The sequence below is a fragment of the Cryobacterium adonitolivorans genome, assembly GCF_004402695.1.
GTDB classification, from domain to species: domain Bacteria; phylum Actinomycetota; class Actinomycetes; order Actinomycetales; family Microbacteriaceae; genus Cryobacterium; species Cryobacterium adonitolivorans.
Genome location: NZ_SOFL01000003.1, coordinates 15,156 through 28,897, shown reverse-complemented (window position 1 = coordinate 28,897; position 13,742 = coordinate 15,156). Strand labels below are relative to the sequence as shown.

Sequence of the window (13,742 nt, the reverse complement as noted above, 5' to 3'; positions counted from 1 at the left end):
TCGGACGAGACGGATGCCTAGCGCGCGGGCGCGGCCGCCGCCGCGATCGCCCGGGCAACCGGGAGCACATCATCGGTCAGGGCCCCGGCCGTCACCCTGATGAACGCCTCCGACCGGTCCACCGCGAGAAACGGGCTGCCGCCGGCCACCCGGATGCCCGACGCCGCCAGCCGCACCAGGGCGTCGCGCTCGTCGGCCACGGGTACCCAGGCGTTGATGCCATCGGCGCGGGCGAGCGGCAGGCCGAACCCGGTGAGGGCCTCCGCCAGCGCCTTCTGACGGGCGAAGTACACGTGCCGGGCCTCGTTCACCTGCGCCATGCTGGCGCCATCGGTGAGCAGCTCGTGCAGGATGGTCTGCAGCATCCGGCTGGTCCAGCCCGGGCCGAGCATCCGCCGCGCCACGATGCGGTCCACCAGCCTGGCGGGCCCGCCGAGCGCGGCGATGCGCAGGTCGGGCCCGTGCGACTTGGAGTAGCTGCGCACGTGCAGCACCCGCTCGGGAAGCCAACGGCCGAGCGACACGTCGGGGGAGGTGCTGATCGCGCCGGAGTGGTCGTCCTCGATCACCACGGTGTGCGTCGCGCGCGTGCTGGCGGCCAACAGCCGGGCCAGCTCCGCCGCCCGCTCAGGAGACATCGACGCCCCGGTGGGGTTGTGTGCGCGCGGCTGCAGGATGACCGCGGCCGGGGACAGGGCCAGCGCCGCCTGGAACTCGGCGGGGTCGATACCCTCCGCATCCACCGCAACGGGCAGCCGCTCGATGCCCATCTGGTCGAGCAGGTCGAACAACGGGGGGAAGCCCGGGTCTTCGACGATCACCCTGTCGCCGAACCTGGCTACCTGCTCGAGGCTGCGCGAGATGGCGTCGAGTGCCCCGTCGACGACCGTGATGGACTCGCACCTGTACGGCCAGGAGCCGGTGAGCACGGTGAGCAGCTCCGGGATCACCGGCGGCGCCTGGTAGCTGGGGGTCATGGCGCGCTGGGAGACCCTGGAGAGCGCGGGGCCGAGCGCGGGCAGGAGTAAGGGGTCTGGCGTGCCCCGGGACAGGTCGATGCGGGTGTCGCTCACATGGCCGGCCAGCGACTGGGTGCGAGCCGGCAGCCAGTGTGTGGACTGCTCCCGCACGAAGGTGCCGCTGCGGCCCCGCGACACGATCAAGCCCGCTGAGGAGAGCGCCTGCCAGGCGTGGCTGACCGTCGCGGGGCTCACCCCGAGCCCGCCGGCGAGGTCCCGCACGGTGGGCAGGCGCTCGCCGGGAGCGATCCGGCCGCTGCTGATCAGCCGGCCGAGGGCGGCCGCAATTCCGGCCGGCGTGGCCTGTTCGATCTCGACGAGATAGAGCTGCACGGGGGTCCTTCCGGGGCAAGTGCTTGCCAGCAGCACCCGCTAACGACAGGATGATGATTTACGCATACGTCATGTGAAGAAACAGAACAGAAATGTTTACGTCGAATAATAACAAAACCGGACACCGTAGTGTGGCTCGATCTCGACAGGCTCTCTCACCGTTTGGCTCGCAGAACATTGCGTTGCCGTCCGACCCCCGCTGACGAGGTTCCACCGTGTGAGACCCAGTGGAGGCAAACAGTATGAGCGTTGACACATCCAACATCGTGCGAGCGGCGATCACCCAGACCACGTGGACGGGCGATATCGACTCGATGCTGGCCAAGCACGAGCAGTTCGCCCGCGACGCGGCCGCCGACGGGGCGCAGGTGATCTGCTTCCAGGAACTGTTCTACGGCCCGTACTTCGGCATCACCGAAGACGCCAAGTACTACGACTACGCCGAACCGGCCGATGGCCCCATCGTGCAGCGCTTCGCCGCCCTGGCCAAGGAGCTCAACCTGGTCATGGTGCTCCCCATCTACGAGGAGGAGCAGCCCGGCGTCTACTACAACACAGCCGTGGTGGTGGATGCCGATGGCACAATCCTGGGCAAGTACCGCAAGCACCACATTCCCCACCTCGACAAGTTCTGGGAGAAGTTCTACTTCCGTCCCGGCAACCTCGGCTACCCGGTCTTCAACACCGCCGTCGGACCCATCGGCGTGTACATCTGCTACGACCGGCACTTTCCAGAGGGCTGGCGCGAGCTGGGCCTCAACGGCGCGCAGATCGTCTTCAACCCCAACGCCACCAAGCCCGGGCTGTCGAACCGGCTCTGGGAGATCGAGCAGCCCGCCGCGGCCGCCGCGAACGGATACTTCGTGGCCGCGCCCAACCGGGTGGGCCGGGAGGACAACGAATACGGCGACCTCGCCGTGACGTTCTACGGCACCAGCCAATTCGTCGACCCGCAGGGCAATTATGTGGGCGAGCTGGGCAGCGCCGACACCGAGGAGGTCGTGATTCGCGACCTCGACCTCGGCATGATCCGCCAGGTGCGCAACAACTGGCAGTTCTACCGGGACCGGCGCCCGGACTCGTACACCTCGATCCCCAAGCCGTAAGGCAACCTGCGGAACCAAAGTTCCGTTGGTCGAGCCTGTCGAGACCCCGCGACCCGACCATCCGTTGGCCGAGCTTGTCGAGACCCCGCGACCGAGCCTACGTTCAGAGAACGGCGCACGGGGGTTTCGACAAGCTCAACCAGCGGGATGGTGCGAACCGCAGACGAAGTAGCGAAGCACAGCGAACAGGAGAGCATCGTGAAGACCCTGATCAAGAACGGCACCGTGGTCAATTCCACGGGAACGGCCACAGCGGATGTGCTGATCGACGGCGAGAAAATCGCCGCGGTGCTCGCACCCGGCTCCACCCTGCTCGGCTTCGACATCGAGCGGAACGTCGACACCGTGATCGACGCCGCCGGCAAGTACGTCATCCCCGGCGGCATCGACGCGCACACCCACATGCAGATGCCGTTCGGCGGCACAGAAGCCAGCGACACCTTCGAGACCGGTACCCGCGCCGCGGCGTGGGGCGGCACCACGAGCATCGTCGACTTCGTGGTGCAGTACGCCGGCGAGAACGTGCTCGACCAGTACCACCTCTGGCACGAGAAGGCCCGCGGCGAGTGCGCCATCGACTACGGCTTCCACCAGATCCTCTCCGACGTGCAGGACTCCTCCCTCGTGGCGATGGACGAACTCGTCAACGAGGGCGTCTCCAGCTTCAAGCTGTTCATGGCCTACAAGGGCGTCTTCCTCTCCGACGACGGTCAAATCGTCAAGGCCATGCAGAAGGCAGCCGGCAACGGCAGCATGATCATGATGCACGCCGAGAACGGCAGCGTCATCGACCTGCTCGTGCAGCAGGCCGTGGCAGCCGGCAACACCACGCCCTACTATCACGGCCTCACCCGACCATGGCAGGCCGAGGAGGAGGCCACCCACCGGGCGATCATGCTCGCCAACCTCACCGGGGCGCCGCTGTACGTGGTGCACGTGTCGGCCAAGCAGGCCGTTGAGCAGATCGCTGTCGCCCGTGACCGCGGCCAGAACGTGTTCGGCGAGACCTGCCCGCAATACCTCTACCTCTCCCTCGAAGACAACCTCGGCGCCCAGAGCGACGAGTGGGGCAGCTTCGAGGGCGCCAAATGGGTGTGCAGCACACCGCTGCGGTCCAAGGCCGAGGGCCACCAGCACCACATGTGGCAGAGCCTGCGCACGAACGACATCCAGATGGTCTCCACCGACCACTGCCCGTTCTGCATGAAGGGCCAGAAAGACATGGGCCTGACCGACTTCTCCAAGATCCCCAACGGCATCGGCTCGGTCGAACACCGGATGGACCTCTTGTACCAGGGCGTGGTCGACAAGCAGATCTCCCTCGAACGCTGGGTGGAGGTCACCTCCACCACCCCGGCGCGCATGTTCGGTATGTACGGCACCAAGGGCGTCATCCAGCCCGGCGCCGACGGCGACGTGGTGATCTACAACCCGGGAGGCCACACCTCCATCGGGATGCCTGAAATGGGAAGGGAGAAGACCCACCACATGAACATGGACTACTCCGCCTACGAGGGCTTCGAGATCGATGGCCACGTCGACACCGTGCTCTCCCGCGGCAAGGTCGTCATCGACAACAACCGGTACCTCGGCGCCAAGGGCGATGGCAAGTACATCAAACGCGGCCTCAGCCAGTACTTGATCTAGGCGGGAACCCCATGGACTTCGGAGCAGTACTCCAGACCAACCCGCCGTCGGCGCGCACCGTGCAGCTGGCCCAATTGGCCGAGAACCATGGCTTCAGCCACGTGTGGACCTTCGACTCGCACCTGCTCTGGCAGGAGCCCTATGTGATCTACAGCAAAATCCTTGCCGAGACCCGCAAGGTCATCGTGGGCCCGATGGTCACCAACCCGGCCACCAGGGACTGGACCGTCACAGCATCCACCTATGCCACCCTCAACGAGATGTACGGCAACCGCACCATCTGCGGCATCGGCCGCGGCGACTCCGCGGTGCGGGTGACCAACGGTCGGCCCAGCACCATGAAGACGCTGCGCGAATCGATCCACGTGATCCGCGAACTGGCCAACTCCCGCCCGGTGGAGTACAACGGGGCCACTCTGCAGTTCCCCTGGAGCACGGGCTCGACCCTGGACGTGTGGGTGGCCGCCTACGGGCCGCTCGCCCTCAAACTCGCCGGCGAGGTCGGCGACGGTTTCATCCTGCAGATGGCAGACCTCGACGTGGCCGAGTGGATGATCACGACAGTGCGCACCGCCGCCAGCGACGCGGGCCGTGACCCGTACTCCGTCAAGTTCTGCGTGGCCGCGCCCATGTACATCGGCGAGGACATCCAGCACATGCGTAACCAGTGCCGCTGGTTCGGGGGCATGGTGGGCAACCACGTGGCCGACATCGTCGCCAAATACGGCCAGTCCGGGGCCGTGCCGCAGGCCCTCACCGACTACATCAAGGGCCGCGAGGGCTACGACTACAACGAGCACGGCCGCGCGGGCAACACCCACGCCGACTTCGTACCAGACGAGATCGTCGACAGGTTCTGCCTGCTCGGCCCGGCCGAGGCGCACATCGAGAAGCTCAAGGCGCTCAAGGCGCTGGGCGTCGACCAGTTTGCCGGCTACCTGCAGCATGACAATAAAGAGGAGACGCTCCGGGTCTACGGCGAAACCGTGATCCCCGCCCTCGCCAACCACATCACGGCCAAGGCATGACTCCGGCCGGCTCCGTGCGCACCGCCCCCGTGAGGGCGGGCGCTGCGTCGCGGGGCCGGGCGAGGCTCCGGGGGACGCCGCGGCGCCTACTGGTGGGCGCCCTCGGGGTGCTCGCGCTCGCGCTGCTGTGGGAGCTCTACATCTTCCTCGCACCGGCAGACGGCGTGATCGTCGGCGGCGTCACCGTGCTGCCCCGGGCCAGCGAGATGGCCATGCCGCACTTGTGGGTGATGCTCGAACGCATCCTCGAACCCGTCACCGGCAGCGCCAGCGCCGTTTCGATGTTGCAGGCCGTGCTCGAGGCGTCCCTGTTCACCCTCGGCATCTCGGCTGTCGGCTGGATCGTCGGCGTCACGGTGGGCCTGGCCCTGGCGTTGCTGATGCAGCGGTTCAAGCTGGCCGAATCGGCCATCCTGCCCTGGGTCATCCTCAGCCAGACCGTGCCACTGATTGCGTTGGCCCCGCTGGTGCGGCGCTGGGGCGCGCAGCTCGAATTCGGCGCCTTCACCTGGGAGAACTGGATGTCGGTGGCGCTGATCGCCTCCTACCTCGCCTTCTTCCCGGTCTCGATCGGCGCGCTTAAGGGCCTCGGCTCACCCGACGCCAATCACGTGGACCTCATGCACTGCTACGCCGTGGGCTGGTGGAAGACGCTCTGGCGGCTGCGGCTCCCGGCCAGCGTGGGCTTCCTCCTGCCGGCCCTCCGCCTCGCCGCGGCCAGCGCCGTGATCGGCAGCGTCGTCGCCGAGGTCTCGATCGGGCTGCGCGGCGGCATCGGCCGGCTCATCGTCGAATACGCCGGTGCCGCCGGCAGCGACCCCGGCAAGCCCTGGGCCCCCATCTTCGGGTCGATCCTGGTGGGCCTCGTCGCCGCCGGGTTCGTCGGCCTGATCTCACTGTTCCTACGTCGATTCCGCAGGGGAGAGGTGGCCGCATGACCACGGCAGCACTACCGGTACAGCACGCCGTGGAGGTGACCGAGGTCAGCCGCGTCTTCGCCGGCCGCAAGGGCGCCTCAGTCACGGCCCTGGATGCGGTGAGCCTCACCGTCGCCCCCGGCGAATTCGTCTCGCTGATCGGGCCCAGCGGCTGCGGCAAGAGCACCCTGCTGCGGCTGATCGCCGACCTCGACACCCCCACCAACGGGTCCATCGAGGTGTTCGGCAAGACCGCCAGCCAGGCCCGCATCGACCAGGACTACGGCATCGCCTTTCAACAGGCCGGCCTGCTGCCCTGGCGCACGGTGACCGGCAACATCGAATTGCCTCTGGAACTGCACGGCGCCGGCAAGGCCGCCCGCCGCGAGCGAGCCGCCGAGCTGATCGAACTCGTGGGCCTGACCGACTTCGCCGGGCATTACCCCGACCAGCTCTCCGGCGGCATGCAACAGCGGGTGGCGATCGCCCGGTCGCTGGCGGAGAGCCCGAGCCTGCTGCTGATGGACGAGCCGTTCGGCGCCCTCGACGAGATGACCAGGGAGCGCATGCAGAACGAGCTCGTGCGCATCTGCGCCGAGACCAGCGCCGCCGTGGTCTTCGTCACCCACTCCATCCCCGAGGCCGTGTTCCTCTCCAACCGGGTGGTGGTGATGTCGCCCCGGCCCGGCCGCATCCGCGACGTGCTCGGGGTGAACCTCGGCCGTATGAGCGACCGCGGCGAGAACCTGCGCGAAGAGGCGGAGTTCTTCCACTCGGTCAGCCGGGTGCGCGAGTTGCTGCATGGCGCCGCCCCCACCGGGGCGCGCGGAGTCGAGTCGCGATGAGCGTCCCCGCTGGAACGCGCGCGGCCGCACCGGCTCCCGCCGGGTCGGCACGCACAGCCCAAGCCGGCTCCGGGCCGGCCCGCACCGTTCTACCGCCGGTGCTGCTCGGCGCCCTGGCGATCCTGCTTTGGCAGGGCTTCGTCACGGTGCTGGCTATCAAGCCGTTCATCCTGCCCGGCCCAGTCACTATCGGCGAGCAGTTCGTCACCAACCTGCAGAACGTCGTCAACGGCATGGTCGTCACCGGACGCAATGCCCTGATTGGCCTGGTGCTCGGCGCCATCGTCGGCGTGCTGCTGGCCATCCTTTCCGCGCTGGTGCGGATCTTCGACGAGATGTCAGCGCCCGTGGTGGCCGCATTCGCGGTGGTGCCGATCGTGGCCCTGGCACCCGTGCTGTATACGATGTTCGGCGCCAACGCCGAGACCGCCAGACAGCTCGTGGCCGCGCTGGCGGTGTTCGTGCCGGTGTACTTCAACACCCTCAAGGGCCTACGCATGGTGCGGCCCGTGCACCGAGACCTGATGCGCGCCTACGCCGCCTCGAGCTGGCAGGCCACCAAGACCGTGACCCTGCCCACCGCGGTGCCGTTCGTGTTCACGGGCCTCCGCATTGCGTCCTCCCTCGCCGTGATCTCCGCCCTGATCGCCGAGTACTTCGGCGGCCCGGTCGGGGGCCTGGGCAAGTCGATCACCTCCGCCGCGTCCAGCAGTAACTACGGTCTCGCCTGGGCCTACGTGCTCGGCTCCATAATCCTCGGACTCCTCTTCTATAGCGCAGCGCTCGGCCTCGAGAAGGTGGTCAGCCGCCGCGCCCCCACCGCCTGAAACCATCCCGCAGCACCATCCCGCATCAGCAGCACCCGTAGCAGTACATAAAAGGAGGAACTCATGAAACACAGCACACGATGGCTGACGACGGCAGGCGCCGTCGCCGCGGCCAGCGCCCTCGTCCTTTCCGGATGCAGCGCCGCCAGCGATGCCGATCCGACCGAGGACTCCGCCACCGGAGACCTCACCCCCGTCACCCTGCAGCTGCAGTGGGTGGCCCAGGCCCAGTTCGCCGGTTACTACGCGGCCGTCGACCAGGGCTACTACGAGGAGGAAGGCCTCGACGTGACCATTGAGGAGGGCGGCGCCGACATCGTGCCGCAGGACGTTCTCGCGTCCGGCGACGTGGACTACGCCATCTCCTGGGTGCCCAAGGTGCTCGGTTCCATCGAACAGGGCGCCAACATCACCGACGTCGCGCAGATCTTCGAGCGCAGCGCCACCACCCAGATCTCGTTCAAGGACAAGAACATCACCAGCCCGGCCGACCTGGCCGGCAAGAACGTGGGTAGCTGGGGCTACGGCAACGAGTGGGAGCTCTTCGCCGGTATGCAGCAGGCCGGCGTGCAGGTCGGCGACATCAGCCTCGTGCAGCAGGCGTTCGACATGAATGCCTTCCTGGCCGGCGACATCGACGCGGCCCAGGCGATGACCTACAACGAGTACGCCCAGGTGCTGGAAACCATCAACCCAGACACCGGTGAGCTCTACCAGCCCGAGGACCTCAACGTCATCGACTGGAACGACGAGGGCACCGCGATGCTTCAGGATGCGATCTGGGCCAACACCGACAAGCTCGCCGACGACGAGGCCTACGCCGACCAGACCGTGGCGTTCATCAAGGCCTCCATCAAGGGCTGGATCTACGCCTCCCAGAATCCCGAGGAGGCCGCGACCATCGTGGCCGACGCCGGGTCAGCCCTGCCCGCCGGCCACCAGCTGTGGATGACCAACGAGGTCAGCAAGCTGATCTTCCCGTCCACGAACGGCGTTGGCCTGATCGACGAGGCCGCCTGGGCCAACACCGTCGACATCGCCATGAACACGAAGAACGAAACCGGTGGCACCATCATCACCACAGACCCGCCCAAAACCGCATACTCCAACGAGTACGTGCAGCAGGCCCTGGATGAATTGACCGCGGAGGGAGTGGACGTCAAGGGCGCCGATTGGGCACCGATCGACGTCACCCTGCAGGAGGGCGGCGAGTAGTCAACCTCGACCGGGCGGCTGCCTCGCGCGGTCGCCCGGTCACCCACCGCCCCGCCTGGCGGGGCACACAGAGCAGCAGAGAAGGAACACACATCGTGACCGACATCGACACCACTACCGAGCTCGGCCTGAACGACCGCACCGCCCAGCTCGACAAGGCCCACGTCTTCCACTCCTGGTCTGCCCAGGGCAAGCTGGTTCCCCTTGTCATCGCCGGCGGTCTCGGCTGCCGGGTCTGGGACCACGACGGCCGCACCTATCTCGACTTCTCCAGCCAGCTCGTCAACGTCAACATCGGCCACCAGCATCCGGCCGTGATCAAGGGAATCATCGACCAGGTGCAGCTGCTCACCACCATCGCGCCGTCCACCGCCAACCTGGCCCGCGGCGAGGCCGCCAAACGCATCGTCGACCGGGCACCCGACGGCTTCAACAAGGTCTTCTTCACCAACGGCGGTGCGGATGCCAACGAGAACGCCATCCGGATGGCCCGCCTGCACACCGGCCGCGACACCGTGCTCTCCACCTACCGCTCGTACCACGGCAACACCGGCGCGGCCATCGTCGCCACCGGCGACTGGCGCCGCATCCCCAACGAGTTCGCCCGCGGACACGTGCACTTCTTCGGCCCCTACCTGTACCGCAGCGAGTTCTGGGCGACGACGCCAGAGCAGGAATGCGAACGCGCGCTGCACCACCTGGAGCGGGTCATCCAGAGCGAGGGCGCCACCTCCATCGCCGCCGTTCTGCTGGAGTCCATCCCCGGCACCGCCGGGGTGCTGATGCCGCCGCCCGGCTATCTTGCCGGGGTGCGCGCGCTCTGCGACCGGTACGGCATCATGCTGATCCTCGACGAGGTGATGGTGGGCTTCGGCCGCACCGGGCGCTGGTTCGCGTTCGACGGCACCGGCGTCGTGCCCGACCTGATCACCTTCGCCAAGGGCGTCAACTCCGGCTACGTGCCCGTCGGTGGCGTGATCATCTCCGACGCCATCTCCGCCGACTTCGACGACACGGTGTTCCCCGGCGGGCTCACCTACAGCGGGCATCCGCTGGCGATGGCCTCGATCGTGGCGGCCCTCGACGCCATGGAAGAGGAGGACATCGTGGCGAACGCCGCCCGGATCGGCACCGACGCCATCGGCCCCGGCCTGGAGGCGTTGAAGGCGAAGCACCCGATCATCGGGGAGGTGCGCGGCGAGGGCGTCTTCTGGGCGATCGAGCTCGTGGCCGACCGGGAGACCCGCGAGCCAGTGCCGCCGGCGGTGATGGCCCGCATCAAGACCGAGCTGCTGGCCCGCAACCTGTTGCCTTTCATCATGGACAACCGCATCCACGTCGTGCCGCCCTGCGTCGTCACCGACTCCGAGGTGGCCGAGGCCCTGGCCATCTACGACGAGGTCCTCGCCCTCGAGCTCGGTTACGCCTGACCTGCCTCGACAACGCCCCCATGCGTTGGTCGAGCCTGCCGAGACCCCGCGACCGGATCTCGACAAGCTCGACCAACGGATAACCCCAACAGAATCGACTGACATGAACGACCTTCCCATCCTCACCCACTGGATCGACGGCGCCCCAGGCGCCGGAAGTTCCACGCGCACCGCCCCCGTCTACAATCCGGCCACCGGCGCAGTGCAGCGTCTGGTCTCCCTGGCCACCGCCGCCGACGTCGACACCGTTGTCGCCTCGGCCCTGGCCGCATACCCCGCCTGGCGGGACGCCTCCATCGCCAAACGCCAGGGCGTCATGTTCACGTTCCGCGAGCTCCTCAATGCGCGCAAGGGCGAGCTGGCCGACATCCTCACCAACGAACACGGCAAGGTCACCTCAGACGCCCTCGGCGAGATCGCCCGTGGACTCGAGGTCGTCGAGTTCGCCCTCGGCCTGCCGCACCTGTCCAAGGGCGAGTTCTCCGAGAACGTCTCCACCGGCGTCGATGTGTACACCCTGCGGCAGCCGCTCGGCGTGGTCGGCATCATCAGCCCGTTCAACTTCCCGGCCATGGTGCCGCTCTGGTTCTTCCCCATCGCCATTGCCGCCGGCAACACCGTTGTGCTCAAGCCCAGCGAGAAGGACCCGTCCGCCGCCAACTGGCTCGCCGCCCTGTTCACCGAGGCCGGCCTGCCCGACGGCGTCTTCAACGTCGTGCACGGAGACAAAGAGGCCGTCGACGCGCTGCTGGTCCATCCAGACGTGCAGGCCATCTCCTTCGTCGGCTCCACCCCGATCGCCAAGTACATCTACGAGACCGCCGCGCAGCACGGCAAGCGGGTGCAGGCCCTCGGCGGCGCCAAGAACCACATGCTGGTGCTGCCGGATGCCGACCTCGACCTGGCCGCGGATGCCGCGGTCAACGCCGGCTTCGGTTCGGCGGGGGAGCGTTGCATGGCCATCAGCGTGATCGTGGCCGTGGAGCCCGTCGCCGACGAGCTGATCGCCAAGATCGCCGAGCGGGTCAAGGGACTGAAGGTGGGCGACGGCATGCGCGGCTGCGATATGGGCCCGCTGATCACCGAGGCGCACCGCGACAAGGTGGCCGGTTACATCGACATCGCCCAGGCGGATGGAGCGGACGTCGTGATCGACGGTCGCGGCATCAAGGTCGACGGCGAGGCATCCGGTTTCTGGCTCGGCCCCACCCTGTTCGACAAGGTCAGCCTGGACTCCGCCGTCTATAAGGACGAGATTTTCGGCCCGGTGCTCAGCGTGCTGCGGGTGGCCAGCTACACCGACGGCGTGGCCGTCATCAACGCCAGCAAGTACGGCAACGGCACCGCGATCTTCACCAACGACGGTGGTGCAGCGCGGCGCTTCCAGCATGAGGTGCAGGTAGGCATGGTCGGCATCAACGTGCCGATCCCCGTGCCGGTGGCGTACCACTCGTTCGGCGGCTGGAAGGACTCCCTGTTCGGCGACGCCAAGGCCTACGGCCCCGCGGGCATCAGCTTTTACACCCGTGAAAAGGCCGTCACCGCCCGCTGGCTCGACCCCAGCCACGGCGGCATCAACCTGGGCTTCCCGCAGAACACGTAGGTGACCTCGTTAAAAGGAAAAAGCGATATTACAAGGACGGGATTGGACGAAGGTTCCTAATTTCCGACCTTTGTCCTTATAAACGCCCGTCGCTCCGACCTGCCCGGATGCGCCGATGTGAGCAGAATCGAAGAAGCAGCCGTCCCGGGTGCGTCCTACAGTAGGTGCCATAGACCGAACCAGGGAGGAACACACAATGAGCACAGCATTCAGCAAAGAGGAGAAGGCCGCCATGCGAGCGGTGGTGGCCGAAGCAAAGGCCGCTCAAGTCGACGCCGACCTGGAGGCGGCGTGCCTCGCCGCCATCGCCGAGATGTCCGGCACCGACCAGGAACTGGCCGAGACTCTGCACCGGCTGGTCAAGGACAACACCGATCTGGGCGCCAAGACCTGGTACGGCATGCCGGCCTACGCCAACGCCGACGGCAAGGTGGTGGTGTTCTTCCAGAGCGCCGCGAAGTTCAAGGTGCGGTACGCCACCATCGGTTTCCAGCCGGACGCGAACCTCGACGAAGGCAATTTCTGGCCCACCTCGTTCGCGGTGAACACGCTCACCGACGCGGATCAGAAGCAACTGGTCGAACTGCTGGAGAAGGCCGTCTCCTGACGGAAGCCCTCACGGCGCAGCTGGCCCCGGTGACCGACGAAACGGCGGTCACCGGGGAGCCGGCTAGTGCTGAACGCTGCGACGGCCGCTGACGCGGATGTAGACCAAGAGCACGATGATCGCGCCGATGATGCCTGCCGGCTGGAAGAAGCCGTCCATCGGGTCGTGTTGGAAGATCAGGAAGCCGAGGAATCCGCCGACGAAGGACCCGATGATGCCCAGCACGATGGTCATCGGGATGCTGATGTTCTGCCGACCGGGCACGACGAGGCGAGCGACTGCGCCGGCGATGATGCCGACGACGATGAGGCTGATGATGAGACCAAGCATTGTGGTCTCCTTCCTGTTGGTTGTGGCTGAGCGTTCGATGAGACCAGCGGTTGCTGGACGATGAACAGCAAAACACCCGGACGGAGGCGGCGGTACACCCCTAGGGGTGTAGCCACGCTTCCCACAGGGGCGGTAACGTCCTACTGTGTCCCCGTTCCAGCCAGTGACTGTCGCCCTTGTCGATGACTACGACATTGTGCTGAAGGGCCTGGCGCACATGTTCGATCACTATCGGGATCGTGTGCTTGTCGCGGAGATCGATGCGAACACGGCTCTCTCCGACACAACCGACATCGTGCTGTACGACTCCTTCGCCCAACCCGAATCCGATCTGTCTGAGCTCTCAGCTCTCGTCCGGAACCCACGAGCCGGTCGCGTCGTTGTGTACACCTGGAACTTCCAGCCCGCGCTCATCGCCGATGCCTTGGATCGGGGTGTCAGCGGTTACCTGTCGAAGACGTTGCCCGCCCGTGACCTCGTGGCGGCCCTGGAATCGGTGCAGGCCGGCGAGATCGTGGTGAGCGATCCGCCCAGGCGGGTGGGCAGCGCTCCGGGATTGGACTGGCCCGGGCGTCGCGAAGGGATCACGGATCGCGAGTCCGAGATTCTGGCGCTGATCACCCAGGGCAAGAGCAACGCCGAAGTGGCCGCGCTCACGTATCTCAGTCCCAATACCGTCAAGTCCTATATACGTAGTGTCTACGGCAAGATCGGCGTTGCCAGCCGCACCCAGGCCGTCCTGTGGGGCGTCGGCAACGGATTCACCCCCGACCACCATCGGATCGACAGTTGGCTCGGCGGACCCTGACCGCGGTGCGGTGAAATCACCGCCATA

General features: G+C 66.9%; 13 protein-coding genes. 11 read left to right on the top strand and 2 right to left on the bottom strand.

Going from position 1 to position 13,742, the window contains the following annotated elements:
- Positions 1-17 precede the first annotated feature (17 nt).
- Entirely contained in the window at positions 18-1,352 is a 1,335-nt protein-coding gene (locus E3O42_RS01670) for an aminotransferase-like domain-containing protein (RefSeq protein ID WP_134452213.1), read from the bottom strand.
- 242 nt (positions 1,353-1,594) lie between these two features.
- Between E3O42_RS01670 and E3O42_RS01665 the strand changes: the two genes are divergently transcribed.
- From E3O42_RS01665 to E3O42_RS01620, 10 genes are all read left to right on the top strand, one after another.
- Positions 1,595-2,458, top strand: a complete 864-nt coding sequence (locus E3O42_RS01665; protein ID WP_134452212.1) for a nitrilase-related carbon-nitrogen hydrolase — start codon at positions 1,595-1,597, stop codon at positions 2,456-2,458.
- Between the two features lie 195 nt (positions 2,459-2,653).
- Positions 2,654-4,105 (top strand): dihydropyrimidinase, encoded by a 1,452-nt coding sequence (hydA, locus tag E3O42_RS01660; RefSeq protein WP_134452229.1) that lies wholly within the window; start codon positions 2,654-2,656, stop codon positions 4,103-4,105.
- An 11-nt stretch (positions 4,106-4,116) separates the two neighbouring features.
- On the top strand, positions 4,117-5,133 hold the full coding sequence (locus E3O42_RS01655) for a TIGR03842 family LLM class F420-dependent oxidoreductase (protein WP_134452211.1): 1,017 nt from the start codon (positions 4,117-4,119) through the stop codon (positions 5,131-5,133).
- A gap of 92 nt (positions 5,134-5,225) precedes the next feature.
- On the top strand, positions 5,226-6,071 hold the full coding sequence (locus tag E3O42_RS01650; protein ID WP_338144914.1) for an ABC transporter permease: 846 nt from the start codon (positions 5,226-5,228) through the stop codon (positions 6,069-6,071).
- Positions 6,068-6,895 (top strand): ABC transporter ATP-binding protein, encoded by an 828-nt coding sequence (locus E3O42_RS01645; protein ID WP_134452209.1) that lies wholly within the window; start codon positions 6,068-6,070, stop codon positions 6,893-6,895. Before E3O42_RS01650 ends, E3O42_RS01645 begins: the two co-directional genes overlap by 4 nt.
- A complete protein-coding gene (locus E3O42_RS01640; RefSeq protein ID WP_134452208.1) occupies positions 6,892-7,722 on the top strand; it encodes an ABC transporter permease in 831 nt (276 codons plus the stop codon). Before E3O42_RS01645 ends, E3O42_RS01640 begins: the two co-directional genes overlap by 4 nt.
- Before the next feature lie 63 nt (positions 7,723-7,785).
- Positions 7,786-8,937 (top strand): ABC transporter substrate-binding protein, encoded by a 1,152-nt coding sequence (locus E3O42_RS01635; protein WP_134452207.1) that lies wholly within the window; start codon positions 7,786-7,788, stop codon positions 8,935-8,937.
- A 104-nt stretch (positions 8,938-9,041) separates the two neighbouring features.
- The gene (locus E3O42_RS01630; protein ID WP_134452228.1) at positions 9,042-10,367 is read left to right on the top strand and encodes an aspartate aminotransferase family protein; all 1,326 of its coding nucleotides are present in this window, start codon (positions 9,042-9,044) and stop codon (positions 10,365-10,367) included.
- Positions 10,368-10,470: 103 nt separating this feature from the next.
- On the top strand, positions 10,471-11,970 hold the full coding sequence (locus E3O42_RS01625; RefSeq protein WP_134452206.1) for a CoA-acylating methylmalonate-semialdehyde dehydrogenase: 1,500 nt from the start codon (positions 10,471-10,473) through the stop codon (positions 11,968-11,970).
- Positions 11,971-12,166: 196 nt separating this feature from the next.
- Positions 12,167-12,577 (top strand): DUF1801 domain-containing protein, encoded by a 411-nt coding sequence (locus tag E3O42_RS01620; protein WP_134452205.1) that lies wholly within the window; start codon positions 12,167-12,169, stop codon positions 12,575-12,577.
- 63 nt (positions 12,578-12,640) lie between these two features.
- Here the strand turns inward: E3O42_RS01620 and E3O42_RS01615 are convergent, their stop codons facing one another.
- Entirely contained in the window at positions 12,641-12,907 is a 267-nt protein-coding gene (locus E3O42_RS01615; RefSeq protein ID WP_134452204.1) for a GlsB/YeaQ/YmgE family stress response membrane protein, read from the bottom strand.
- 145 nt (positions 12,908-13,052) lie between these two features.
- Between E3O42_RS01615 and E3O42_RS01610 the strand changes: the two genes are divergently transcribed.
- Positions 13,053-13,715, top strand: coding sequence for a LuxR C-terminal-related transcriptional regulator (locus tag E3O42_RS01610; protein ID WP_241984557.1), 663 nt, complete (start codon positions 13,053-13,055; stop codon positions 13,713-13,715).
- Positions 13,716-13,742 lie beyond the last annotated feature (27 nt).

Coding starts and splice junctions, on each gene's coding strand:
- E3O42_RS01665 (WP_134452212.1), top strand. CDS start 1,595: ATGAGCGTTGACACATCCAACATCGTGCGAGCGGCGATCACCCAGACC.
- E3O42_RS01655 (WP_134452211.1), top strand. CDS start 4,117: ATGGACTTCGGAGCAGTACTCCAGACCAACCCGCCGTCGGCGCGCACC.
- E3O42_RS01645 (WP_134452209.1), top strand. CDS start 6,068: ATGACCACGGCAGCACTACCGGTACAGCACGCCGTGGAGGTGACCGAG.
- E3O42_RS01640 (WP_134452208.1), top strand. CDS start 6,892: ATGAGCGTCCCCGCTGGAACGCGCGCGGCCGCACCGGCTCCCGCCGGG.
- E3O42_RS01635 (WP_134452207.1), top strand. CDS start 7,786: ATGAAACACAGCACACGATGGCTGACGACGGCAGGCGCCGTCGCCGCG.
- E3O42_RS01625 (WP_134452206.1), top strand. CDS start 10,471: ATGAACGACCTTCCCATCCTCACCCACTGGATCGACGGCGCCCCAGGC.
- E3O42_RS01620 (WP_134452205.1), top strand. CDS start 12,167: ATGAGCACAGCATTCAGCAAAGAGGAGAAGGCCGCCATGCGAGCGGTG.
- E3O42_RS01615 (WP_134452204.1), bottom strand. CDS start 12,907: ATGCTTGGTCTCATCATCAGCCTCATCGTCGTCGGCATCATCGCCGGC.